Raw genomic sequence first — 22,252 nt, 5'->3', positions numbered from 1 at the left:
CCCCCAGCCGATAGAACTGGCTCGAGCAGTCCTTGCCGTCTGGTTGTCGCAAGTAAGCGCCGCTCGAAATTGCCGCGATCTTTTGCCGAAAAGGACGGAACGACGGTCTCGATCACTTGCAGCAGCTCGCTCAAGGTAAACTCATCTGGCAAAAACGCTTTGGCGATAGTCGTTTGCAGCATCTGCTCACGAACTCGCTGTAAGGCGTCAGTCAAAATTTCACGATGATCAAAAGCAAGGTTGAGGGCAAAAGCTTCCTCAATCGGAAACAGCTGCGCGTCTGATGCATCGTCGTTTGCCTGTGTGTGTTTCAATAAATCTTCATGGACGAGGGAGACATAGGCAACACTCGGAATCCAACCACGAGGGTCTCTACCTGGCTTGTAGTACGTCTTCAACTGCTCGATGTGTACATCGCGGTCAATATTCGTCTCTTCTTTCAATTCTCGATAGGCGCATTCGTCCAGTGTCTCCGATTCATGGGAGAAACCGCCAGGCAATGCCCATTGCTCTCCAAATGTATCGCTTTTTCGCTTGATCAGAAGAACGGCCAATTGCTTGAGTGGCAGTGATTTGGTTTTCGTTTGGCGCGGGATGGAAAGGATCGTAAAGAGGCAAATATCTGTAGGAAGTCCATCCGGCGAGCGGTACTTTTTGGTCCGATAGTGGATGCGTTTGGCTCGAAGGGGAGACGTACTCACAAGATCATCCTTTCCGTTTGCTCGAATTTGTTATCATGTTTTTATGTTATAATATCATTTTAACAATGTCAATATTACAATGTAAAAATCTGTGAAAAAAGACGTCTGTGAATGTCAGACGTCTCTCGAAGCAATTCCTGCGAAAAGCGATTGATTAAACAGCATCCAGCGCGAGTCGCAATGTAATGTTAATGTTTTCTTCCGTTTTGGCCACGATTGTATGAGGGCTAGTCAATCCGAAGTCACCAAACGTTACGACGGACGTTCCTTCCAACTGTAACTTGCCTTGGGAATAAATGGCGTCAGCATTAATTTTCACGTCTTTGGCAATTCCTTTTACGGTCAGGACGCCATTGATGGTGAACGAAGCTTTTTGGCCTTCTGTCCAAGTGGTTGGCCAGTTCTCAAAAGTTTTCGCTTCAAAGGTAGCTGCAGGGTTCACGGCTGTATCAAAGTAATCTGGAGATTTGATATGGGTGTCGCGCTTTTCATTACCGGAGTTCAGCTTATTCAAGTCAGCGGAAGCTGTTGCTTTCATTTGATCTGGTGCAGAAAGGTTCACATCCCAGCTGCCAGTAATGCCATCCATTTCAAAGTTTACTGTTTCTTTCGACGTAGTTACGGAGAAATAGACTTTGGACTGGTCATTGATTGTCCATTTTTTATTCAGTTGATCTGCTGTCAAAGGTGTTGATGAAGCGGTAGATGAGGCTGTGGTTACCGCAGCTGCAGGCTGAATCTCCACATGGTTTCCCACGAAATAGTCATAGAGCATGTAACCTCCGATACCGACCACGAGCGTGGCAACTGATGCTGTCAGGATAACCGAATTCTTTTTCATTATTGTATAACCTCCATGTTTTTGAAGTGTTCAGATTTGAGTCGTATGTATTTGACTACGCAGGGATCATTATGAGAGAGGAAGCTGAGTGGGTCTTGAAAGCTGGCTGAAAGTTTGTTGAAAGTGCAATGGTAAGAGAATTATCAACGTTTTTTATATTAAATTTACATTTTTTGGTTTGTTATTCTGTAAAAAGCTTTCAGCTCGTACTCAGGGCATATTCAGCAAACATTCAGCTACTCTTGGTCTGTTCAGGTAAAATAGAGGTGAGGTGAAAGAAATGAGCCTAAACAAAGGCATTAAAATATTGCTTGTCGATGATGAACCGACCATCCTTCAATTTTTGGAGATGGGTCTTGAAAATGAAGGTTTTCAAGTATTGACGGCACAAGATGGGATGACCGCGGTGACCATGGTAAAGGAGCATCAGCCCCATGTCGTCATTCTCGATGTGATGATGCCAGGCATGGATGGCTTCGAGGTATGCCGGATGCTGAAAAAGATACAGAATGTAGCAACGATCATGCTGACAGCCAGAGAAGACGTAGAGGATCGGGTAAAAGGGCTGACGCTGGGTGCCGACGATTATATGATCAAGCCGTTTAGCTTTGAGGAGCTGCTTGCCCGCATTCATGCGCGCATTCGCAATCATTACCCACATCTGCTCTCCAAGGTACATCTCGGCCCCTTCCAGATCGATGACAGGCGAAAGGAAATTACCTACGAGGAAACGCTTCTAGAGCTATCGCCAACGGAATACTCTTTGCTGAAATATTTGGTGACGAATCACGGCTTGGTGCTGAGTAAACCAATGATTCTGGATAACGTGTGGGGCTATGATTTCGGTGGGGAGGAGAACATTGTCGAGGTGTATATCCGCTCCCTGCGTGACAAACTGAACGATCGTCAGCATCGGATCATTCGCACATTGCGCGGTGCGGGCTATCGGGTTGATTTTGTATGACGATGAATCGAAACAATCAATGGGCCGCCTTCCTAGAACCGAACTCTTTGCGTTATCAGCTGTTGTCACGTTCGTTATTTATCTTATCCGGGTTGCTGCTTCTAATCGGCATGATTCAATACTTATTGATGGAGCAGTTCTTGTATCGCAGCAAAGCGGAAAGCTTGTTAAATCTGGCAGTTACCGTTCCTTATCAGGTCTTGGAAGATACGGAAACGCTCCCGAAATACGATCAGTATGTCAGCGCGTTGCTCTCCTTGCGTACACCTGATATCAAGTATGCCTTTATTGACAACGACGCCAATGTGACGGAGCTGTTTGCGAATCCGAGCGAAGGGTATTCCCCACGCTTTCCTGACAGTTTATACCGCGAGATCTTAGCTAGTGGCGTATGCACTTTTAAATACAAAATTTTGGAGGGTAGTACTGGGAAGGATTATATGGTCGTACTGGCACCTATCAAATCACCTGAACAGCTGCAAGGAATCGTACAACTGAGTACACCTGTCGGCCCGATGCGGGAAGTGCTATTTCCACAGCTGATCATTTTTTTCTCTGCATCTGCACTCGCCTTGCTAATCGGCTTGTTAACTTATGTGCCTGTGCTCCGCCGTACGCTGAACCCACTTTCGCGTATTGAGGTTATAGTTGAGCGGATTAATGCGGGGAATTTGGATGAACGACTGCCGATGGATCAAGGCCAAATGGAGATTGATCAATTATCGGCGGTCTTTAACGGAATGCTGGAGCGGTTGGAAACCTCCTTTAAAATCGAGCAAGAAGCTGGAGAACGGATGCGGCGCTTTGTGGCGGATGCCTCACACGAATTGCGAACACCGCTGACATCCATCCATGGTTTTTTGGAGGTGCTGCTGCGTGGTGCGGCGGCAAATCCCGAACATTTGCAGAAAGCTTTGAAAAGCATGCACGGGGAGACTGAGCGACTGAATAAACTGGTCAATGATTTGCTCTACCTGGCTCGGATGGATCGGGAACCGGCTTTTCTTTTGCAAGAAGGGCAGTTGGACGCGGTTGTGCACAGTATGGAATCGCAGCTCATGGTCCTAGGAGGTGACCGAAACGTTCATTTCCGCGTAGAACCAAATGTTAAGGCTACTTTCGATTGTGACGGAATGAAGCAAGTTATTCTCAATCTGTTTCAAAATGCCGTGCAGCATACTGACCCTGTGAACGGTGAGATCGAGCTTACATTGAGCAAGATTGTCAATGGGATTGAACTGACGTTCAGAGATAATGGGGCAGGTATCGCACCAGAGCATGTCCCGCATGTATTCGACCGTTTCTACCGGATTGAATCCTCACGTGCACGCAAAAGCGGAGGTGCTGGCTTGGGGCTGTCGATCACCCAATCCATCGTAGAAAATCATCGTGGGAAAATTGACGTACAAAGCAGCTTGGGAACAGGGACCGTGTTTCGCGTCTGGTTGCCTAACGGTTTGAAAGAGGTCCAGAAGACAGAAGTTGTTGGTTGACAATGAGAGAAAACGTCATTTATAATCTGAGACATTCAATAAAACAACCAACACAGCCGTGAAAAGGAAAGTAAAAAAGGGATTTTGACGTCCAGAGAGTTGCCTATTAGCTGAGAGGGCAGCCGCGAACTCTTTTTGAAAGCCACCTTGGAGCTCTGCTTTTGAAAATGCCAAGTAGAAAGCAGCGGATGGCCCACGTTATGGGGCGCATGTCTTTGTAGACAGCACGAGTTTGCCTTTTGTGAGAGAGGCAAAAAAGCTGAGTGGTACCGCGATACCTTCGCCTCAGCAATCAGATTCATGGAAATCATGAGTCTGGTTGCTGGGGCTTTTTGCATTATGAGGTTATGTTAAAAATAAAGAGAAAACTGGAGTGGTGGGGCATGGATCGCTTGAAGCAAAGAGAGCTGTTACACCTGTTGGAAGAAGACAGTCGCATGAGCGCTGAGCAAATCGGAAAAATGATCGGGGAGCCGACCGAGGTCGTTGAGCAGACCATTGCGGCATTGGAAGCTGAGAAGGTCATTGTCAAATATCCAGCGCTGGTGAACTGGGAGCGTGTGGACGATCATCCGTACGTGAACGCCATGATTGATGTGAAAGTGACACCGAAGCGCGATGTCGGCTTTGATGAAGTTGCTGAGCGAATATGCCGTTTCCCAGAAGTGAAGGCTGTTTACTTGATGTCTGGTGCAAGCTATGACTTGTCGATTATTTTGGAAGGCAAAACGATGAAAGAGGTAGCCACTTTTGTTTCGCAAAAGCTGTCCACTCTCGATTCAGTTGTCTCAACAGCTACACATTTTATTTTGAAACGTTACAAGCACGATGGCATTGAGCTGGAAGATCGTGACGAAGATCACAGGATGGTGGTTACGCCGTGAGTACACAAGTCAAAGTTAAAAACCGTTTATCCAATACAGTTCAATCATTGAAGCCATCAGGCATTCGCCGCTTTTTCGATTTGGCAGCTTCGATGGAGGGAGTCATTTCCTTAGGTGTAGGGGAGCCTGATTTTGTCACTCCTTGGCGCATGAGAGAAGCTTCGATTTCTTCGCTGGAGCGTGGACATACAGCTTATACATCCAATGCAGGTATGCTGCCGTTGCGTGTGGAAATTCAGAAATACTTGGAAGAACGTTTTTCTGTCAGCTATCATCCAGAGACAGAAATTCTCGTGACGGTCGGTGCAAGCGAAGCGATTGATATTGCACTGCGTGCCATTCTCGATCCGGGTGATGAAGTGTTGGTCGTGGAACCTTGCTATGTCTCCTATGAACCAGTCATTCGCTTGGCTGGTGGGGTGCCGGTTTTCCTGAAAACAACGATGGAAAACCAGTTCAAGCTGACACCACAAGAGCTAGAGACGCACATCACCGCGCGTACAAAAGCAATCATTTTCTGCTATCCAAATAACCCGACTGGCGGGACTATGACGGCTGAAGAGTGGAAAACACTTCTGCCGATCATTGAAAAGCACGACCTCATGGTGATCTCTGATGAGATTTATGCGGAGCTTACCTACGGTCGAATGCACGATAGTATCGCGGCTCTGCCAGGGATGAAAGATCGGACGATCCTGATCTCCGGTTTTTCCAAAGCGTTCGCGATGACCGGCTGGCGCCTGGGATATGTCTGCGCGTCGCCTGATTTGCTCGCAGGCATGCTGAAAATCCACCAGTACACCATGCTGTGTGCACCGACAATGGCTCAGATGGCTGCATTGGAAGCCCTGCGTCATGGACGTTCTGATATGGAACGAATGATCGAGAGCTATCGTCAGCGCCGCAATTATGTGGTAGATGGATTCCGTCAGATCGGATTGACTTGCCATGAGCCGGACGGAGCATTCTACGCATTCCCGTCTGTAGCTTCTACAGGTCTCAGTTCTTCAGAGTTTGCGGAGAAATTGCTGATGGAGGAAAAGGTAGCTGTCGTACCTGGAGATGTGTTCGGCGAAAGCGGACAAGGGCATATCCGTTGTTCTTATGCAACATCGATGGAGCAGTTGAAGAAGGCTCTGGAACGTATGGAGAGCTTGATGGGACGACTGTCATAACATTTTCCGGGAAATAAAGGGGGGCGGCTTTCGAAGCTGTCCCCTTTTTTCCGAAGCTGGGATGGGCTCCAGAGGCGCTTGACTGGAAATGCGCTTCTTCTTAAGCGGCTGTGGTAAGGGAATAGCTTGAAAGCTGGTGCAAGGGGATGTTTTGCAAGTAGTTCGAGGAGGAGATGCCTAATGATTTCATTGCCAACCCATTTTACCCAAACAATTATGGGCGTACATAAAGAAGACGGGCGTCTCTGGCTCGATTCCTTTCATGAGCTGATTGCTGATTGCGAAGAACGGTGGTCTCTAAAGGTGCTTGAGCCGTTTCCACTCTCCTATAACTTTGTCGCACCAGTTGTGTTTCAGGATGGGAGAAACGCAGTGCTGAAGCTGGGCGTGCCTGGACTGGATTGGCAGAGAGAACTGACGGCGATTCGGGCTTTTGAAGGGCGGGGAATGGTACAGCTACTTGATGCTGACGAGGAAAAAGGGAGTATGCTTTTGGAGCGCATCTTGCCAGGAGAGACACTGGACAAGCTGAGTAACGAAGACGAGCGAATTCAATGCGTGGCTGACGTGATCAAAAGGATGCAGACGCCCATTTCGAGAGTGGGTAAGCTTTCGTCTATGTTTCCGACGATAGCAGACTGGGCTGTGGGACTGGAAAAGATTCGCCCTCATTTCCAAGGGGGGACAGGACCGATTCCCGAGCAAATGGTGGAGCGGGCCATGCAATGGTACAAAAAGCTTCTCTCCACCCAAAAAGAACAGTGCCTGCTGCATGGTGATCTTCATCATGAAAATATTTTGCGAGCAGAAAGAGAGCCGTGGTTGGCAATTGATCCAAAGGGGCTGATCGGGGAGACGGAATACGAGGTGATTCCGTTTTTGCTGAACCATTTGCCAGAGGATGGGGTAGAAGAAGTAATGAAACAGCGGGTCGATGGGCTGACGAAGGCGCTGTTTTTGCAAAAAGAGAGAGTGTTGGCGTGGGCGTATTGCCACAGTGTGCTATCGGCTTGGTGGTTCATAGAGGATTTTGGTGTAGACGGTGGTCGTCTGGTGATGCCTGGAGTTTTTGAGAGACTAATCAATGAGTAGAGGCTTCACCCTGTGGGATGAAGCCTTCTTTATTTTAAATGAATAAATGAGATCTTTCGTGATACGAAATACTAATAGCCAGTTGACTGATTCATAGTGGTAGCAGCGAGATTGTATTGATAAACAGATTCGATTGTTTTTGTTTCGGAGTCAAACAGGTTTGCTTCGTCTTCCATCAGTTCTTTCATCGATGCTTTTCCTAATCTATATTGATCGATTGTTGCCTGATAGCGCTCCAATGCGGTTTCTTTCTTTGTTGTACTTTCCTCTAATGCCTTTCTTGCTGCCAGTACTTTCGTATAGTTGTCACTTACTTCTTGACCGATTTTCTTTTGTATTTTTTGTTTTTGCAGTTCCGCTTTTTTGTGCTCGTTTTTTGCGATTGTACCTTTATGTGTACTGAGTGCGGAATACTCTACCGTGTAATCAATTCTTACTTGGGCAAAGTCTATTTCTGCTTGTGCCTTGATCATCTCAGGACGTTTTTCAAAAGCTTTTGCTTGCAATTGCTCCAGGGAAAGCAGCTCGTGCTGGGTCAGATCAGTAGCGGTCATTTTCCATTGTCTGTCCGCTTTTTCATTCAATAAATCGTTGAGCTTGGCCAATGCTTGTTTGTAGCTGGTTTCAAGGGCAGCAAGATTTTTGTGAGCTTCTGTTTCTTGGGAGTCCAACCAGTACTGCCTTTGCAAGCTTTTCTTTTGCGCTTTGATTTTGGCGTCTAATGATTGGACTTCGAAGAATGCTTTTTGCACTTGCAATTGTATGGTGTTTTTTTGCGTATTCAGGGCGACTTCATCGACAACCACTTCTTTGACCGCTTTGGCTGCGTCTTCGAATTTCTTTTTTGCATCAGCCAGAGTCATGATGTCGGCTTTTTTGATTTCTTCTTTTTCTCTCAGTGTGATGGAAGTTTCGTACTTCGTAGTATCTAAGTCAAGCCGAAGCACCTCCAGATCAACGCTGTTCTTTATTGCTTGTTCGACTGCGAAATCTAGCGACAAAAGGGAAATGTCCGTCTGTTCAGCAGTGGCCACGAGTGGTGCGGCCAGAGCCATATGGGCGCCACCTGTGAGGAGAGAAGTGACTAATGTTGTGCTGTAAATGTGTTTGAAGAGCCTGGATTTCATGGGGCAACCTCCTGATCATATGTGCAAGAATTTGATAACGATTCTCATTATCAAATCCATGAAAAGTATATATTTCCAATAGAATTTCGTCAATAAGAAAATGTTTTTTCATCAAGTTCTTGGTCAGAAATCCAAAAGGAATCCCCTTCAGGAAAAAGGCAAAGTGAGACATCTGCCTGTTTCCCCAAAGGGGATTTGTTCTTCGTGATGGGAAAGAACTATTCTTTGTCCCTGTTTTCTTTTTTTGCCGCAGCCGTCTTTGTAGTTTGGTCCAATGTCCCTTCCTTTGGTGTAAGGGAATAACCATGCATATTGCTTCCGTTATAACCCATGTCCGGTTTTTCCTTTGAGTTGCGATCAGGCATTTGCGTCCCCCTTATTTTGTCCAGTGGGTTCAGAGTCTTGCTGCACATATGGATTGTCGACGTCATTTGGTTCCTTGTCTAGATTGGTTCGGATTGCGAGTATTGGGCTTGTCGGAGGTTTAGCGATCAGTCTGTCATCCAGTTGTTTAAAATCAGGCAGGTCGTTTTCGCGATTGTCATCCATGTTCGTCTCCTCCTTTACGGGTTAGTATGTCCACCACTTGCCGGTCAATTTCCTTAACTGGAAAAGGAAATTGACTGGTACTACACACGAAAAAACAGCCCCAGTCCCAGAAAGTTCGGGCGGAGGCTGTGACGATCATCTTTGTGCAGTTAACTCGTTTTCTTGGCCAGAACCTTCATAAAAGAGGCCAGATTCGTTTGTAGCAATGGTGTGAAGGTAGAAAAGGAAGCATTTTCAGCGAGCGTATTTATTTGACGAACAAATTCAGTGGCGTCCTTTGTATTTACATTCTCAAAGCGGTTAGCGATTTTTGTATTTTTTAAATCGGAGAGAAGCGTAGCTTGTTCGTTTCGGTATTGTGCGATCCAGTCTGGACGATGTTGCAGCTTTTTGACGAATTGAATCAGCATGCTTACTTTCTCTGTTTGATTGGTTGTAGCAGCTTGCATTTTTTTGTAGGCCTCCGGGTCGTACCGCTCCATCAGCTTGGACGGATTAACATAGTCGTTCGGCGCTCCATGTGGTTTTTGCGGAAGCTCTACGTAGCTGACACTGCCAGTTGCAGGGTCGACCTTTCGTGTTTTGGCAACGCCAGCAAGCAGATGCAGGGTATCCAAAAATTCAGCAGCATTTTTTTCATCAACCATGTATTGGTCCGCCAAAAATTTACCTTGGGTTAAACCCACTTCTACCAAACCGGCTCTTTCTTCATCGGTGTAGGTGGATTGGGAGTTGAAAAAATTTTGCTCCAGGATGTGGTCAAAAGCTTTGCGAGCCTCGGGTGGTTTATCTGCGAACATTTTATCCAAACGCTCATTAATCTCTGTGCTAAAGAAAAATTGGACGCTGTGATGTTCGATGGCATCAGCAGGTAGCTCGCGTGCCTTGTGTGAACGAAGGTCTACAGTATCGGACTTGGGCAATCCCAGACTAGTTCCTGTCACCATTTTGGGTGCAGGTTGGTTGGGGGGGGTAGGTAGCGGGTATTCGATTGGATTTGCATGTTCTACTCTCCTCACATGGATTCATGTTCAGTCGTGATGGCAGGAGATCTTGTTACCTTTTATCGGATGACTGCTATGAGTTGTGAGAACGGAAGGAAACGGATCTCAATTGCTCCTTGTCTATACTATCGGCTGTTTTTGGTCAGTTTTTAATATGCTGGCAAACAGGAAAAAGGACTCCCGTTCAGATAACGGAAGTCCGTATTTTTTTCTTCGATTATTTCGTGTATTCATCCATGCTGAAGTCTACTTGTTCTAGAGGGACGAGCTTGGTTTTTTGGGTGATTTTATAAGCGAGCCAAATGATTAAGAAGAGTGGCAGGCCAATGTAAGAGACCATGACGCCATACCAGTCGACTGTTCCACCGATGAACGCAGAGTAGTTTTGCCCGAAAATAACGATACAGCAAATGATAAAGGCAAAAATCGGTCCAAACGGGAACCACTTTGCCCGATAAGGCAATTCGCTTAAGTCACGACCCTGAGCGATAAACGCTTTGCGGAAACGATAGTGACTAATGGCAATTCCCAGCCAAGCGATGAAGCCTGACATACCGGAAGCATTCAAAAGCCATACATACACTTCGCCTTCCCCAAACAGAGAGGATAGAAAAGCAAGGGCGCCGATGAGCGCAGTCAAGATCAAGGCATTGATCGGTACGCCGTTACTTGTTACTTTTGCGAACCATTTTGGTGCGTTTCCTTCTTTCGCCAAATTCCACAGCATGCGTGTAGAAGCATACATGCCAGAGTTACCAGCAGACAATACAGACGTGAGAATAACGGCATTCATGACGGATGCCGCAAAAGCAAATCCGGCATTTTCAAATACAATCGTAAACGGACTGATCGCAATATCTGTAAGGTCGCCACTGATCAGATTTGGATTATCGTATGGAACCAATAACCCGATGATCAAAATAGCGAGGATGTAGAAGAGTAGGATGCGCCAAAAAATTTGACGGATGGCCTTTGGAATGTTGCGGGCAGGGTCTTCGCTCTCCCCAGCTGCGACACCAACGAGCTCTGTCCCTTGGAATGAGAATCCGGCAATCATAAAGACACCGAGCAGGGCCATGAAGCCGCCATTGAATGGCGCGTCGCCTTTGGTGAAGTTTTGGAAGCCGACTGCTTGGCCGCCCATAATGCCAAAAATCATCAACACACCTACGATAATAAAGACGATTACTGTTACTACTTTAATCAAGGCGAACCAATATTCAGATTCTCCATAGGCTTTCACAGACAGGAGATTCAAGGCAAACAGCAATCCGAGGAACAAAGCGCTCCACACTATCGCTGGGGTATCCGGGAACCAATATTTCATAATGAGTGCGGAAGCTGACAGCTCGACGGCAATGGTAATGGCCCAGTTGTACCAGTAGTTCCAGCCGAGAGCAAAGCCGAGAGATGGATCGACGAACCGTGTGGCATACGTCGAAAACGAACCGGATACAGGCATGAAGGCTGCCATTTCCCCCAAGCTGGTCATTAAAAAGTAAACCATGATACTAATGGCGAGATAGGCGACTAAAGCTCCACCTGGTCCGGCGGAATGGATCGAGCCTCCACTCGCTAGAAACAATCCCGTCCCAATCGAGCCGCCGATAGCGATCATCGTCAGGTGTCGGGCTTTTAAACCACGTTGCAATTGATTTTGTGACATAAGCTGCTTGCACGACCTTTCATGATTTTTGAGAAGGAAGGTCGGAAACGAAAAAACCGCCATAGCCAAAAAAATGGCATAGGGCGGTATCATCCAATCCCCACCAAGCCTTCACTGAAGATAGCTCACCACGTTTGCTTGGCATGCAAACGTGACAGTTCTGCCTCTTTCGAGTACAGCCCCAACCCAATCGCACAGAGACGCGATATGAGCTTCGGCGGATTTTCCTTACCTGGAGTCATTGATTTTCTCTGAATCTCGTACAGGATGATATAAAAGCCGCGACCTCTATCCTCACCGTGAAAGATGAGGATAACATGTATGAAGTTATGTGATTCATCAACTATAAAGGATTGTTTATGATTAATCAATGTGAAATTTTGTTATTCAAAAGAGCGTCTGGCAGGCCAGGAGCCTTGCAGCTTGCGAATTTGGACGATTTGTCCCGTATGAAACGCATCATGCAGGACAAGACTCATCACGGTTTGGTAAATGGGCGTATAGGTAGCCGTCTGGTTTAACTCCTCATCCGTCAGCAAGGAGAGCTTTTCATGAATGTGGCGATGGACGCTTTCCATGCCCAAGAGGGTCGCTTGCCAAGCGTCTTCGTCATCCGGAGCGCCGGACGGGATGAAGGTATCATCGTTTGTCTCAGCGGAGCCAGGAAATTCAGTGCCCAGTAGACGATGCAACAGGCGTTCTTTGTAATAAAGAAGGTGGCTGACGTTTTCCCAGATCGTGTTGGCTGCTTCTCCCACAGGGCGCCAGCTGGCCTCCGCTACTGATACTCCGGAAAGCGCTTCTTTTAAGGGAGGATACCAGTCTTCCTTGTCATACGTACATTCCCATCCGTGCAAAAGCAAATCCTTCCGATTCATACGCTTCCTCCTCGTCTGTGAAACAGATTGATGAAACGCTATAATAGCAATAAGTAATGAAGGTGTAACTAGTTAACTTAATTACGGTAGTTACAAATAGAGATTACCATATCCTGTATGTTCACACAAGAGAGAAAAATGAAGGGTTTAGTCAGGAGAGTTGATGACATGGACTGGCTTTGTATCGATTTTTTAAATAGTGATTGGCGGGATTGGCGTGGTTCTGGTCGTGGGGAAAATCGCTTGGAGAACCAGGAATGGCTATCATCCTTTTTGCAAACATACAAGCTAACCGCTCCGTTGCCAATGAATGAGGAGTTTGCCGATTCACTTTTGCAACTGCGCCAACGTTTGCGACGTATACTGGAGGCCGTTATCCGTGGAGATCGAATCCAAGAGGAGGACCTTGAGGAATTGAACAGAGCTTTGGCTCTCGCCCCTTTTCATATGCAGGTGTTGTATGTAGAAGAGGAGGGCAGCTACAGGCAAAAGCAATCCAGCTCAACAGAGGGGTGGCCCCTCGTCATGGCACAAATTGCAGCTTCTTTCGCGGAGTTGCTTGCCCCGCAGCATCTGGAGCGAATCAAAATATGTGACAACGAGGATTGCCGCTGGGTGTTTTATGATGAAAGCCGCAACCGGGTGCGCCGCTGGTGTGATGACAAAATGTGCGGAAACCTGATGAAGGTGCGCCGTTTTCGCGAGCGGCAGAAGGAAAAAGACTAATGAAGCCATTACCAACAACCGTCGGGCTATTGTCTCTGACGGTTTTTTCTATGTTTGAGACATAATAAGTAGCATATACATGGGAACGGAAACGAGGTAGGTGGGATGAGTCAAGCACGCAAAAAGTGGTTTCAGGCACTCGTATTGGTGACACTTGGAGCGGTTTGTCTGGCTATATGGTATTTACAACCATATCAGCCTGATCAGGCTGCGTTAACGGCCATGCAAGGCGGTGAAGGGATTACGGTCATGGATACGAATGACTGGATTATTTTCCAAGGCGGGGAGTCACGCGAACCGGGACTCATCTTATATCCGGGAGCACTGGTCAAACCGGAGAGCTATGCACCGATTGCCCGTGCCTTGGCAGGATCCGGCTACCATGTTTTTCTCGCACGAATGCCGCTGAATTTGGCTGTAAGTGATATGACGCGAGCCACACAAGTATTGAAGGCGTACCCAAATAAAACGTTTGTCATCGGAGGACATTCGCTTGGTGGTACTATGGCAGCTCAATTCGCAGCAAACCACCCGGACCGAATCAACGGCGTGTTTTTACTGGGAGCGTATCCGAACAGTCAGGGGAACTTGAAGAAGGTGAATTTACCTGTACTGTCTTTGCTCGGGTCTCGCGATGGAGTGATCAATATCGAAAGGTTTATGGAGAGCAAGCAATATTTGCCAGATCGTACCGTGTACATGTCCATAGAAGGAGGGAATCACTCCCAGTTCGGAAGCTATGGATCGCAGGAGGGCGACCAGCCCGCTGCCATTACCCCGCAGGAGCAGTGGCAGCAAACGGTGGCAGCAATCAAGGATTGGCTGCTTAATGAGGTTACGATGATGAACGTGGAATAATACCGGATACAACACCTGTAATGCGAATGTTTTCCGAGGGGAGTAGCATGGGGGTGTCTTGCTCACGTGTGGTTGTAAACAGACATTCCAATGGATTGACGTCTGCTGCGATGCGCACAAGGAACTGCCCCTCCTGTCGGATCAAAACAGGTCTGTCTTTTACAGGCTCCATCGAAAAGTCTGAGATCAAGAGAGCATCTCCGGGAAAAATACCGAGACCACGAAGGCCATCATCTCGCATGATGAGAGCAAAGCGGGCCACGTGATAGCTGGCTACCTGCAAGGAGGGTAATAGCGACAGCTCATCGTCTTGGTCCAAGGCGAGATCAAAAAAATGAGTCGTGAATGCATCTCCGGCAATAAAGACTCGTTTCATCAGGTATCGCCTCCTACATAATAGCGTCGTTAATTACCCATAGACGGGAAAGCCTTTGGCATACAGTCTGCTCAGTATGCGCTCAAAACGGGCGCGAGCAAGAGGCATCGGCACCTGAAAGCGCTGAGCCAACATAGCTGGAGCGTTATATCGCGAGCAATCGGCAAGCAGGGGGCTCATCATGTAGATAGGAAGCAGCAAATGCTCGGCAAAATGATTCGCCTGCGATTCTTGCCAGTCAATCATCCATTCGCTGCTCTGGGGCTGAATGCCTTCATGAAGGAGCAAATGTCCGAGCTCATGCGCGATTTTAACCCGCTGGGTAGCCGGATCGAGTCGCTCGTCCACCGCAATGACATAACGTCCCGCAGAAAAGGGATGCGCGTGTGCACGACTCCTGCCGCAAATGTGATGGATCTCGATGCCGTACGTCTCGCACAGCAGATGCAGATCGATTTGTTCGGGCTGGTCGATGCCGTGATGCTGAAGCAACAAGTACACGCGACTCTCGAGCCATGTTTGCGGTTCGCAGATTTCTTTCAAAAGGGAGTGAAGCATCAAGGACCTCCTAAATGAATGGTGAGGAACGTGCGTTCTGTTTTGCGCTGAAAAGAAAACCCCGCACTGGGGTTATTTTTATTTTTTTTTGATGTCTTCCGTGATGTCAAACAAAGACGGAGGTCGTTCCTCGCGTACTTTACGGACTTTCCACTGTTTCTTCAAGTCGTACCAGTAGCGACGAATTTCTTTTTTCTCCTCTTCCGAAGCGTCCAGATACCCGTCTAGGAAATAGTAGTCGTCCGGGTCATCGATCTTTTCCTGCAAGAGCTCGTCCAACGAACGTTTATTAGTCTGCTCAGTTGCGGGGAGAATATAGGCCGTGACTTCATCTGTGCGGCCCAACAACCAATCGGTCGTGACGTCCAGCACATCAGCCAATTGCCGCAGCATGTCATTCGGTGGTGTGCTGTGGTTGTTCTCGTAGTTACTGATCGTCCCCTTGGTCGTGCAGACATGCTCTGCCAACTCTTCCTGGGTCAGACCTTTTGTCTTACGAGCTGTGCGTAAGCGCTGAGATAGCATGAGCGTGCCAGTCCTTCCTGTGAGGATGTACAAATTTATTGTACTAAATGAGAATGAAAAAGAAAAGTATGGATATTAATTTTGTTTTCAACGAATTATGTACAAGCCTTTTGTACAAAATACAGATAAGGACGATGTAGGAACGCACGTTCTGTACAGTGACAAAGGGGAGATCAAACATGGAAGATCAAGTAACAACCGTATTACTTCAGCAAGGGCCATTTGCTGCTTTGTTTGTCTGGTTGTTGTTTTATATTATGAGAGCAAATCGCGAGCGCGAGGGGCGTTTACAAGACTTGTTGGACAAATACAGCGACAAATATGATCTGATCCTCGAGGAATTGCGCGAGATCAAAGGAAAAGTGAAGAAATAACGCTTTTTGACATCAAACCTTCTGATGAGCGTGACGAATACGAATCCATTACTTATGTTGCCCGATTCCTTGAAGAGCTTATTCAGCAAGGGGGACAAATTGTTGCTGTCTGTACCAGACCTTGATCGGCCTTTAGCCCTTCAAGGTCCTTTTTTACTTGCTGTGTCCTTTTCCCCATTCACACGAATTCCGTAATTTTCCAATAAAAAGAACAGATTAACCATCTTTGAGACACGTCTGAAGTATCAGATGGAGGAGTGACATTTTCCCTAAAAACTGGTGGTAATATAGTGATTTAACAGTTAATGAAACGATCTGTGATATAATTCCATTAGTACCATTTTTTAAAAGGAGCGAAGAAATGAATAACGTATTTAACAATGAAACAGAATATCTAGAGGAGTTTAGAATAAAGCCTGATTTGTTAGATTCAGAGAATAGGAAATACAAAAGAGATGAAAAACAACTAGAAGCTCTTAAGATGGCATTAGATATTAGAAAGTTTGAAATAGATATGTACTGGAAAAGAGCAACATATTTCTGGACATTTATTGGAGCCTCATTTGCAGGTTACTTTGTGTTAATAAACGGAAATGTAAATGCTGCAGAAAGGCTTCACTGGGGACATATTTTAATTGTGAGTATATTAGGGTTCCTTTTTTCATTTAGTTGGTTTTTGGTAAATAGGGGAAGCAAGTTTTGGCAAAACAACTGGGAAAGGCACGTTGACTATCTTGAAGACGATATTATGGGACCTTTATATAAAACAGTAACTAATCCAAACAGAAACAATTATTTGAATCCTTTCTCGGAATATCCATTATCTGTATCAAAAAATAAATCAGCTTTTAAGTTTAGCTGTAACAGTTATTTGGGCTATTTTGATAAATGAATCTTTAAGATGTGCTTACCCACCACTTGGATTTTTGTTCAGTACACTTATAGAAATCATCTTTATTGGTATCATCCTAATGATATATTATTATACTTGCAGAAGTAGGCTAGTTGAAAAAGGGTTTAATGATACAGAAGCTATTTTTGTAAAAAGAAAAATAAAATGATTAATTTCAAAGTTGATTTCTACTATTGATACCTCAATCACCCGCCACGTATTTTTGTGCGGGTTTCTTCTGTTTGAATTCGGTTTGAGTTTTTAGAATACTGTGTACATGTTGTTTTAGATAAAACTTTGTAGGACATGAATGCTATAGAGATTACTAATTTTTTCAATCATGATATAGGTATTAAATAATCTCTCAAGAACAAGGAGGTCTACTTTTGTTATACGGAAAAAGACAATCATTAATCAGTCCATTGCAGAGCAATGAATTTTATATGTATTTTTCTAATCCAGAAATGAAGGCAATGACCAATCATTTTATTCAGTATCTTCAAGGCAATGCAGATGGATGTTATGCAGTGGGAGGACCAAAAGGATCTGGTAAGAGTACATGGGTAGAATTTGTTATTAATCGTGTGCAGAATAGATCAAAGATTACACCAATCACGGTGAATATGGGAAATCATTCTGGAAGTTTTATTGCTACTTTAACCAATGCAATGTATCATTCGGACTTTAGAGAAAATATTGATAAAAACAGTAATGATGTACTAGATAACCTTTATAATTTTTGTTTTTCCAAAATGAATATAACAACGAGGGTAGGAGAAAAAGGAACAGAGACTGGTGAATCACTAAATCAAACTAGAAGCTCTCTTAAATTGCTTCTGGTTGCGAAATTGTTTGGCCTAGAAGGGAGGGGAGGGAAAGAGGTGGCAGTAACTCAACAAGAAAAAGAAGCATTGAGTATTGAAGATTCAAGACAAGTAGAATATAATCGATCTTTTGATGATGAATATCTACTTCTTCAATTTCAACATTTGATTAAATATTTATCTCAGCAAAATCATAATCTAGTTTTCGTCTTAGATGAGTTGGATAAAAAGGATGAGTCTTTTATTATCTCCTTATTTGATCAGTACAAGGAATTACTCATTGGTTCGAGAGTCAAGTTTGTGATGATTATTGGACAATCAACTTTCAGTAAGCTATTTGGTCCTGAGAAAGATTGTTTAGATGGCTACGATCAATACTTCGTAGATTCCTATTACATTGGTTTATTAGATTGGGAGAGTTTTATCTTATTTACTTCCAGAAAATTAGGCATGACTAAAATTGAAGATATAAAACTTCATTATTTTCGAACATTAGGTCTCTATAGAACGACTATCATACCGCATAAATACCCGGAAATAATTTTGGAAAGCGATCATAGTCTTCATATTGCAGATTGGATTATAAAAATATTTATGGACTATAGAATAAAACGTATACCTAAAATTGTATTGGATGTAATGAAAATTAAAATCAAAAAGTGGATTGAACATTTATCAATTGTTGAGAAATTGACTTCAGAGCAAACGGAAGAATTTCTTTCTCGAAATGTACCGAAAGAATATTTAGTATATTTAAATCAGTTTTTTGTTTGCTTAAAGGAAAATACCAATTCGAATAAGAGGATTATTACCTATGGGTATGACTTAGTTAATATAACCGATTCTAAACTGTATTTCTTTTTCAATCATAACTTAATCCAGGAACATGCCGTTAAACAGGATGTGTGGAAGGTATCTAAATACCATTATCTTTGGAAAAACTATAGCAACGGTCTTCTTGCTAAAGAGATGTCTGACATTGTTGAACTATCATACAGAGAGCATCCAAGATTAGGTGAAAATAAGATTGTAAACTTGATAAATAGTTCTCGATCTAATTTGATTAGCGTTTTAACATTTAGTAAATATGGCGGTTATTGTGGTGAGATAGGTTGTGCCTACTCTTGTGTTGCAGTAATCGATGAAGAGATTGGACAAGTAGCTTATATAGTAGATAACTTCAGCCATTCATACGAATCAACAATTTATTGGAAAAAAGTACAACAAGAACTAAATGCACTTAAGATTGAACCTATTCATTTGACTATTGAAAATACTCCTCTTAAAAATAGTCTTCATATTATCTTCAAAGAGCTTTATAACAAAATGCAATAATTAAATATTACCAGACCTTGATCGGCCTTTAGCCCTTCAAGGTCCTTTTTTACTTGCTGTGTCCTTTTCCCCATTCATACGTCTTCCAAAATAACTTACTAATACTTAGCAAAAAGGAGCAGCATGACTATGCATTTACCCGTTGTCTACTCAACCATCTGTGAAAAAGCATTACAGAAAGTACTTCAGGAAGCATATCCAACTGAACAAATACAATCGGTACACTACATGCTTCGGGCATGAACGATACGTACCTCGTGGAGACAATCGTTCAAAAACGAATATTCAGGCTGTATCGCAGCGATTGGCGAACAGAGGAAGCAGCAGTCGCTTTCGAGATGGAGCTGTTGCTTCATTTGAACAGACAAGGAGTATCTGTTTCTGTGCCAATTGCGGACGGCTCAGGAAAGCATGTCTTGAGATTGCAAGCAACAGAGGGCAATCGCTTTGGTGTGTTGTTCACGTATGCCTGTGGCAAGGAGCAGGAGATCGATAGCGAGGAACTGAGCGCACGGTTTGGCAGAGCCGTTGCTGAGTTGCATGTCAAAGCAGAAGGTTTTTCCACACAACAAGCTCGCGAGGTGTGGGACGCCAAGCTGAACGAGCATATCCGTGCGGGACTAGACTGGGGGATTTGCCACGGAGACCTTCAAGGGAATTTTAATACGAATTTTTGCGAGGACAACACCTATACCCACTTTGATTTCGACCTGTGCGGATATGGCTGGAGGGCGTATGATCTGGCCGCTTTCAAGCTGAGCCGAATATTGATCGAAGAAGATGACGAATTGGTGGAGTCGCTGTGGAATGCTTTCCTAAAAGGATATACCGAAGTTCGTCCCTTATCTGAAAACGATCAGGCTGCGGTGTCGCTTATGACAGGCATTCGCCAATTGTGGCTAATGGGGCTGTGCATGCATGATCCTCATATCATGGGTAGCAGCGAATCGGATGATGCTTTCGTGAATGAGAAGATGGAGTTTTTCAAAAAATATTTTGCGTAAACGAGAAGTATTTTGCAAGGCGTTGTCAGAAAAACATGCGACCCGAAGTCAATGATAGGTAAGCCATACATTGACGAGAAAGAGGGAGAAAAGCATGCTATCTTATATTGGAAGTGGCCACTACTGCTACGCAAATTCATCATCAATGCTTTTGGAGACAATTGGGGAAAAGGTATCGCCTGCCGTACTCGAGGTACTTTCCGGCGTGGGAGTCGGAGCCATCTGGTATGAGGAGCAAAAAGTCATTTATTTCGGACAAGTGATTCCTGACCGTGGTGTCAGTCATGCGCTAGAACTGCTTGGTTTTCGTTGGACGGAAAGATCAGGAGATGCGGAGGGCGAGCCACCGTTGGCGGAATTACGGCGCGATTTGGAAAAGGGTCCCGTGTTGCTCGGACCGCTTGATATGGGCTACCTGACGTATAACCCAAATGCTCAGTACTTGGGTGGCGCTGATCATTTTGTTCTTGCGTACGAGATGGATGATCAAGCGATCTACGTGCATGATCCCGCAGGTTTTCCTTTTGTCAGCCTGCCGTTGTCTCAGTTTGTCTTGGCGTGGAAGGCTGAGAAAATTTTTGATAGCCTCTTTTCCTATCATTATTGGACTGCACCAAAGCGTGTAGGCAGTCCGACAGAGGAGGAGCTGGTTGCAAATGCGCTTCGTTTATACCAAGGGATCTATCAGGAAAGCGCAGCAGCTGAGCCAAACCCTTCGATCCTATACGGAAAGGAAGCGATCTTGCGTGTAGTGAAGCGGATGGAAGATGAAGGTGGACTTTCGCCAGCGGAAATGGGCCACTTATCCTATTTTGCTTTCCAGCTAGGGGCGAGGCGAGCGCTGGATTTCGCTGGATTTTTCTCGAAGCATGAACCAGAGCTGGCGGCGATCAAAGAGAAGCAGGCGAAGCAATTCGGACGTTGTCACACACTAACCGTAGAAAAGAATGAGAAAGAGCTAGCAGATGCCATGCGCGTGCTGGCAGATATCGAAGAAGAATTTTGCCAAGCGGTTTGCGCCAAATAATATCGTTCCCCAAGTGAGTAAGCAACGCTCCTTGGGGGTTTTTCTTTAATTTAAATATTATTACTTTTTTATGATTCATGACAATCTCATCCCGGATGTGTTACCTTGTTATTCATTAGTCCACGTAAAAGAGACATAGTCCATTCCACGTGGACAACATTTACCAACACGTAACGGGGGTTCAAGTCATGAAACAGCTAGGTTTACTACCCAAAATCCTCATCGCCATTGTCCTCGGGATCGGGATCGGCTCCATTTCGCCGATTTGGGTTGTGAAAGGATTGGCTACATTTAGTGGCCTGTTTGGAAATTTCCTCGGATTTGCGATTCCGTTGATTATCATTGGATTTATCGCCCCAGGCATTGGTGAGCTGGGCAAAGGGGCAGGGCGTTTGCTTGGGATAACCACGGGGGTTGCTTACTTGTCTACGATCCTTGCAGGAGCGATTGCTTATTTGGTCAGTACGAGTATTTTTCCACACATTCTTGAGGTAGGTGGACTGGCTAATCAGTATGCCAACCCGGAGAAAGCACTGGTGAAGCCATTCTTTACCGTGGACATGCCGCCGATTGTAGGTGTGATGACAGCATTGTTGCTCGCCTTCACCCTTGGTCTAGGAGCGACTGTCATCAAAGGGAACGCGCTGCAAAATGTGATGGTAGACTTGAGAGATATCGTAGAGAAGCTGATCGCTTCCGTCATTATCCCGTTGCTTCCATTACATATCCTGTCTGTATTTTCCAACCTGACCTATGGTGGACAAGTCACCATGATTTTGTCCGTGTTCGTTAAAGTTTTCGTTATGATTATTGCCTTGCATCTATTCTATCTATTCGTGCAGTACTTGATAGCGGGCCAGATGGGACGCAAAAACCCATTCACGCTGATGAAAAATATGCTTCCCGCTTACTTCACAGCGATTGGGACACAATCATCTGCGGCCACCATTCCTGTGACACTGAATCAAACCAAGAAAAACGGTGTGAGCGAAAAGATCGCAGATTTCGTCGTTCCACTCTGTGCGACGATCCATCTTTCCGGAAGCACGATTACGCTTGTCAGCTGTTCCATGGCAGTCATGATGCTAAATGACATGACGACATCCTTTAGCGTGATGTTTCCGTTCATCTTGATGCTGGGCGTAACGATGATCGCCGCACCAGGTGTGCCGGGCGGAGCAGTCATGGCAGCACTCGGATTGATGGAGTCCATGCTCGGATTTACTACCACGTTGACTTCGTTGATGATTGCTCTGTACATCGCGCAGGATAGCTTCGGTACCGCTTGTAACGTAACGGGTGATGGTGCGATTGCGGTGATTACGGATCGTTTGAGCGAGGAGAAAGCAGCTTAAAATCTGCTTGAAAGATGTATGTGG

The 22,252-nt window shown here is 45.2% G+C and carries 24 protein-coding genes, 1 riboswitch and 1 other annotated feature; of the genes, 13 read left to right on the top strand and 11 right to left on the bottom strand.

Annotated elements, in window-relative coordinates:
• Together PMI05_RS14100 and PMI05_RS14095 are read right to left on the bottom strand one after the other, a co-directional pair.
• The coding region (locus tag PMI05_RS14100; RefSeq protein ID WP_007722574.1) for an NUDIX domain-containing protein at positions 1-701 on the bottom strand (701 nt) is incomplete at its 3' end.
• A gap of 154 nt (positions 702-855) precedes the next feature.
• Complete coding sequence (locus PMI05_RS14095) at positions 856-1,542, bottom strand: YceI family protein (RefSeq protein ID WP_007722572.1); 687 nt, start codon at positions 1,540-1,542, stop codon at positions 856-858.
• Positions 1,543-1,822: 280 nt separating this feature from the next.
• Here PMI05_RS14095 and PMI05_RS14090 point away from each other — a divergent pair, with 280 nt between their 5' ends.
• The 5 genes from PMI05_RS14090 to PMI05_RS14070 all read left to right on the top strand — a co-directional run bounded on the left by PMI05_RS14090 (position 1,823) and on the right by PMI05_RS14070 (position 7,150).
• Positions 1,823-2,506: a response regulator transcription factor gene (locus PMI05_RS14090; RefSeq protein ID WP_007722570.1), complete on the top strand. Its 684-nt coding sequence runs from the start codon at positions 1,823-1,825 to the stop codon at positions 2,504-2,506.
• Positions 2,503-3,999 carry a cell wall metabolism sensor histidine kinase WalK gene (locus tag PMI05_RS14085; protein ID WP_007722568.1) on the top strand — a complete coding sequence of 499 codons (1,497 nt, stop codon included), beginning with the start codon at positions 2,503-2,505 and terminating at the stop codon, positions 3,997-3,999. The genes PMI05_RS14090 and PMI05_RS14085 overlap by 4 nt, the downstream gene beginning before the upstream one ends.
• 49 nt (positions 4,000-4,048) lie before the next feature.
• Positions 4,049-4,290, top strand: a binding site (T-box leader).
• Between the two features lie 92 nt (positions 4,291-4,382).
• Positions 4,383-4,883: an Lrp/AsnC family transcriptional regulator gene (locus PMI05_RS14080; RefSeq protein ID WP_007722565.1), complete on the top strand. Its 501-nt coding sequence runs from the start codon at positions 4,383-4,385 to the stop codon at positions 4,881-4,883.
• Positions 4,880-6,058, top strand: a complete 1,179-nt coding sequence (locus PMI05_RS14075; protein ID WP_007722564.1) for an aminotransferase — start codon at positions 4,880-4,882, stop codon at positions 6,056-6,058. The genes PMI05_RS14080 and PMI05_RS14075 overlap by 4 nt, the downstream gene beginning before the upstream one ends.
• A 180-nt stretch (positions 6,059-6,238) precedes the next feature.
• Complete coding sequence (locus PMI05_RS14070) at positions 6,239-7,150, top strand: aminoglycoside phosphotransferase family protein (RefSeq protein ID WP_007722562.1); 912 nt, start codon at positions 6,239-6,241, stop codon at positions 7,148-7,150.
• Positions 7,151-7,221: 71 nt separating this feature from the next.
• Here PMI05_RS14070 and PMI05_RS14065 read toward each other — a convergent pair whose 3' ends face one another.
• The 6 genes from PMI05_RS14065 to PMI05_RS14045 all read right to left on the bottom strand — a co-directional run bounded on the left by PMI05_RS14065 (position 7,222) and on the right by PMI05_RS14045 (position 12,374).
• Positions 7,222-8,277 (bottom strand): TolC family protein, encoded by a 1,056-nt coding sequence (locus PMI05_RS14065; protein WP_007722560.1) that lies wholly within the window; start codon positions 8,275-8,277, stop codon positions 7,222-7,224.
• A gap of 218 nt (positions 8,278-8,495) precedes the next feature.
• Positions 8,496-8,642, bottom strand: a complete 147-nt coding sequence (locus PMI05_RS31080) for a hypothetical protein (RefSeq protein WP_007722558.1) — start codon at positions 8,640-8,642, stop codon at positions 8,496-8,498.
• Complete coding sequence (locus tag PMI05_RS14060) at positions 8,635-8,826, bottom strand: hypothetical protein (RefSeq protein ID WP_007722557.1); 192 nt, start codon at positions 8,824-8,826, stop codon at positions 8,635-8,637. Before PMI05_RS14060 ends, PMI05_RS31080 begins: the two co-directional genes overlap by 8 nt.
• Positions 8,827-8,975: 149 nt before the next feature.
• Positions 8,976-9,749 (bottom strand): hypothetical protein, encoded by a 774-nt coding sequence (locus PMI05_RS14055; protein WP_007722555.1) that lies wholly within the window; start codon positions 9,747-9,749, stop codon positions 8,976-8,978.
• 298 nt (positions 9,750-10,047) lie between these two features.
• Complete coding sequence (locus PMI05_RS14050; protein ID WP_039960775.1) at positions 10,048-11,496, bottom strand: amino acid permease; 1,449 nt, start codon at positions 11,494-11,496, stop codon at positions 10,048-10,050.
• Between the two features lie 113 nt (positions 11,497-11,609).
• Positions 11,610-11,795, bottom strand: a riboswitch (Lysine riboswitch).
• Positions 11,796-11,879: 84 nt separating this feature from the next.
• Positions 11,880-12,374: a DinB family protein gene (locus tag PMI05_RS14045; protein ID WP_007722551.1), complete on the bottom strand. Its 495-nt coding sequence runs from the start codon at positions 12,372-12,374 to the stop codon at positions 11,880-11,882.
• 168 nt (positions 12,375-12,542) lie between these two features.
• Between PMI05_RS14045 and PMI05_RS14040 the strand changes: the two genes are divergently transcribed.
• Positions 12,543-13,100, top strand: coding sequence for a CGNR zinc finger domain-containing protein (locus tag PMI05_RS14040; RefSeq protein WP_007722549.1), 558 nt, complete (start codon positions 12,543-12,545; stop codon positions 13,098-13,100).
• A gap of 105 nt (positions 13,101-13,205) precedes the next feature.
• Positions 13,206-13,958, top strand: coding sequence for an alpha/beta fold hydrolase (locus tag PMI05_RS14035; RefSeq protein ID WP_007722546.1), 753 nt, complete (start codon positions 13,206-13,208; stop codon positions 13,956-13,958).
• Here PMI05_RS14035 and PMI05_RS14030 read toward each other — a convergent pair.
• The 3 genes from PMI05_RS14030 to PMI05_RS14020 form a co-directional block, all read right to left on the bottom strand.
• The gene (locus tag PMI05_RS14030; protein ID WP_007722544.1) at positions 13,936-14,334 is read right to left on the bottom strand and encodes a hypothetical protein; all 399 of its coding nucleotides are present in this window, start codon (positions 14,332-14,334) and stop codon (positions 13,936-13,938) included. The two genes, PMI05_RS14035 and PMI05_RS14030, sit on opposite strands and share 23 nt — an antisense overlap.
• 33 nt (positions 14,335-14,367) lie before the next feature.
• The gene (locus tag PMI05_RS14025) at positions 14,368-14,892 is read right to left on the bottom strand and encodes an ImmA/IrrE family metallo-endopeptidase (RefSeq protein ID WP_007722542.1); all 525 of its coding nucleotides are present in this window, start codon (positions 14,890-14,892) and stop codon (positions 14,368-14,370) included.
• A 78-nt stretch (positions 14,893-14,970) separates the two neighbouring features.
• Entirely contained in the window at positions 14,971-15,417 is a 447-nt protein-coding gene (locus tag PMI05_RS14020; RefSeq protein ID WP_007722539.1) for a helix-turn-helix domain-containing protein, read from the bottom strand.
• Between the two features lie 179 nt (positions 15,418-15,596).
• On the opposite strand from PMI05_RS14020, the gene PMI05_RS14015 reads away from it, so the two are divergent.
• The 6 genes from PMI05_RS14015 (at position 15,597) to PMI05_RS13990 (ending at position 22,228) form a co-directional block, all read left to right on the top strand.
• Positions 15,597-15,791 (top strand): BhlA/UviB family holin-like peptide, encoded by a 195-nt coding sequence (locus PMI05_RS14015; protein ID WP_007722536.1) that lies wholly within the window; start codon positions 15,597-15,599, stop codon positions 15,789-15,791.
• A 361-nt stretch (positions 15,792-16,152) separates the two neighbouring features.
• Positions 16,153-16,683 carry a hypothetical protein gene (locus PMI05_RS14010; RefSeq protein ID WP_007722534.1) on the top strand — a complete coding sequence of 177 codons (531 nt, stop codon included), beginning with the start codon at positions 16,153-16,155 and terminating at the stop codon, positions 16,681-16,683.
• Between the two features lie 386 nt (positions 16,684-17,069).
• Positions 17,070-18,842, top strand: a complete 1,773-nt coding sequence (locus PMI05_RS14005; protein ID WP_007722532.1) for a P-loop NTPase fold protein — start codon at positions 17,070-17,072, stop codon at positions 18,840-18,842.
• A gap of 239 nt (positions 18,843-19,081) precedes the next feature.
• A complete protein-coding gene (locus PMI05_RS14000) occupies positions 19,082-19,846 on the top strand; it encodes a homoserine kinase (protein WP_007722529.1) in 765 nt (254 codons plus the stop codon).
• Between the two features lie 94 nt (positions 19,847-19,940).
• On the top strand, positions 19,941-20,873 hold the full coding sequence (locus PMI05_RS13995; RefSeq protein ID WP_007722521.1) for a hypothetical protein: 933 nt from the start codon (positions 19,941-19,943) through the stop codon (positions 20,871-20,873).
• A 188-nt stretch (positions 20,874-21,061) separates the two neighbouring features.
• Positions 21,062-22,228, top strand: coding sequence for a dicarboxylate/amino acid:cation symporter (locus PMI05_RS13990; RefSeq protein WP_007722519.1), 1,167 nt, complete (start codon positions 21,062-21,064; stop codon positions 22,226-22,228).
• Positions 22,229-22,252 lie beyond the last annotated feature (24 nt).

Source organism: Brevibacillus sp. BC25 (assembly GCF_000282075.1).
In the GTDB taxonomy this organism is placed as follows: Bacteria; Bacillota; Bacilli; order Brevibacillales; family Brevibacillaceae; genus Brevibacillus.
Note: the sequence above shows the minus strand (reverse complement) of the source record. Positions and strands in the feature narration are given on the sequence as shown.

What these genes read in the sequence shown, in the direction of transcription:
- PMI05_RS14095 (WP_007722572.1), bottom strand. Translation starts at nt 1,542, where the DNA reads ATGAAAAAGAATTCGGTTATCCTGACAGCATCAGTTGCCACGCTCGTG.
- PMI05_RS14090 (WP_007722570.1), top strand. Translation starts at nt 1,823, where the DNA reads ATGAGCCTAAACAAAGGCATTAAAATATTGCTTGTCGATGATGAACCG.
- PMI05_RS14085 (WP_007722568.1), top strand. Translation starts at nt 2,503, where the DNA reads ATGACGATGAATCGAAACAATCAATGGGCCGCCTTCCTAGAACCGAAC.
- PMI05_RS14080 (WP_007722565.1), top strand. Translation starts at nt 4,383, where the DNA reads ATGGATCGCTTGAAGCAAAGAGAGCTGTTACACCTGTTGGAAGAAGAC.
- PMI05_RS14070 (WP_007722562.1), top strand. Translation starts at nt 6,239, where the DNA reads ATGATTTCATTGCCAACCCATTTTACCCAAACAATTATGGGCGTACAT.
- PMI05_RS14065 (WP_007722560.1), bottom strand. Translation starts at nt 8,277, where the DNA reads ATGAAATCCAGGCTCTTCAAACACATTTACAGCACAACATTAGTCACT.
- PMI05_RS31080 (WP_007722558.1), bottom strand. Translation starts at nt 8,642, where the DNA reads ATGCCTGATCGCAACTCAAAGGAAAAACCGGACATGGGTTATAACGGA.
- PMI05_RS14060 (WP_007722557.1), bottom strand. Translation starts at nt 8,826, where the DNA reads ATGGATGACAATCGCGAAAACGACCTGCCTGATTTTAAACAACTGGAT.
- PMI05_RS14050 (WP_039960775.1), bottom strand. Translation starts at nt 11,496, where the DNA reads ATGTCACAAAATCAATTGCAACGTGGTTTAAAAGCCCGACACCTGACG.
- PMI05_RS14045 (WP_007722551.1), bottom strand. Translation starts at nt 12,374, where the DNA reads ATGAATCGGAAGGATTTGCTTTTGCACGGATGGGAATGTACGTATGAC.
- PMI05_RS14040 (WP_007722549.1), top strand. Translation starts at nt 12,543, where the DNA reads ATGGACTGGCTTTGTATCGATTTTTTAAATAGTGATTGGCGGGATTGG.
- PMI05_RS14035 (WP_007722546.1), top strand. Translation starts at nt 13,206, where the DNA reads ATGAGTCAAGCACGCAAAAAGTGGTTTCAGGCACTCGTATTGGTGACA.
- PMI05_RS14030 (WP_007722544.1), bottom strand. Translation starts at nt 14,334, where the DNA reads ATGAAACGAGTCTTTATTGCCGGAGATGCATTCACGACTCATTTTTTT.
- PMI05_RS14025 (WP_007722542.1), bottom strand. Translation starts at nt 14,892, where the DNA reads ATGCTTCACTCCCTTTTGAAAGAAATCTGCGAACCGCAAACATGGCTC.
- PMI05_RS14020 (WP_007722539.1), bottom strand. Translation starts at nt 15,417, where the DNA reads ATGCTATCTCAGCGCTTACGCACAGCTCGTAAGACAAAAGGTCTGACC.
- PMI05_RS14015 (WP_007722536.1), top strand. Translation starts at nt 15,597, where the DNA reads ATGGAAGATCAAGTAACAACCGTATTACTTCAGCAAGGGCCATTTGCT.
- PMI05_RS14010 (WP_007722534.1), top strand. Translation starts at nt 16,153, where the DNA reads ATGAATAACGTATTTAACAATGAAACAGAATATCTAGAGGAGTTTAGA.
- PMI05_RS14000 (WP_007722529.1), top strand. Translation starts at nt 19,082, where the DNA reads ATGAACGATACGTACCTCGTGGAGACAATCGTTCAAAAACGAATATTC.
- PMI05_RS13995 (WP_007722521.1), top strand. Translation starts at nt 19,941, where the DNA reads ATGCTATCTTATATTGGAAGTGGCCACTACTGCTACGCAAATTCATCA.
- PMI05_RS13990 (WP_007722519.1), top strand. Translation starts at nt 21,062, where the DNA reads ATGAAACAGCTAGGTTTACTACCCAAAATCCTCATCGCCATTGTCCTC.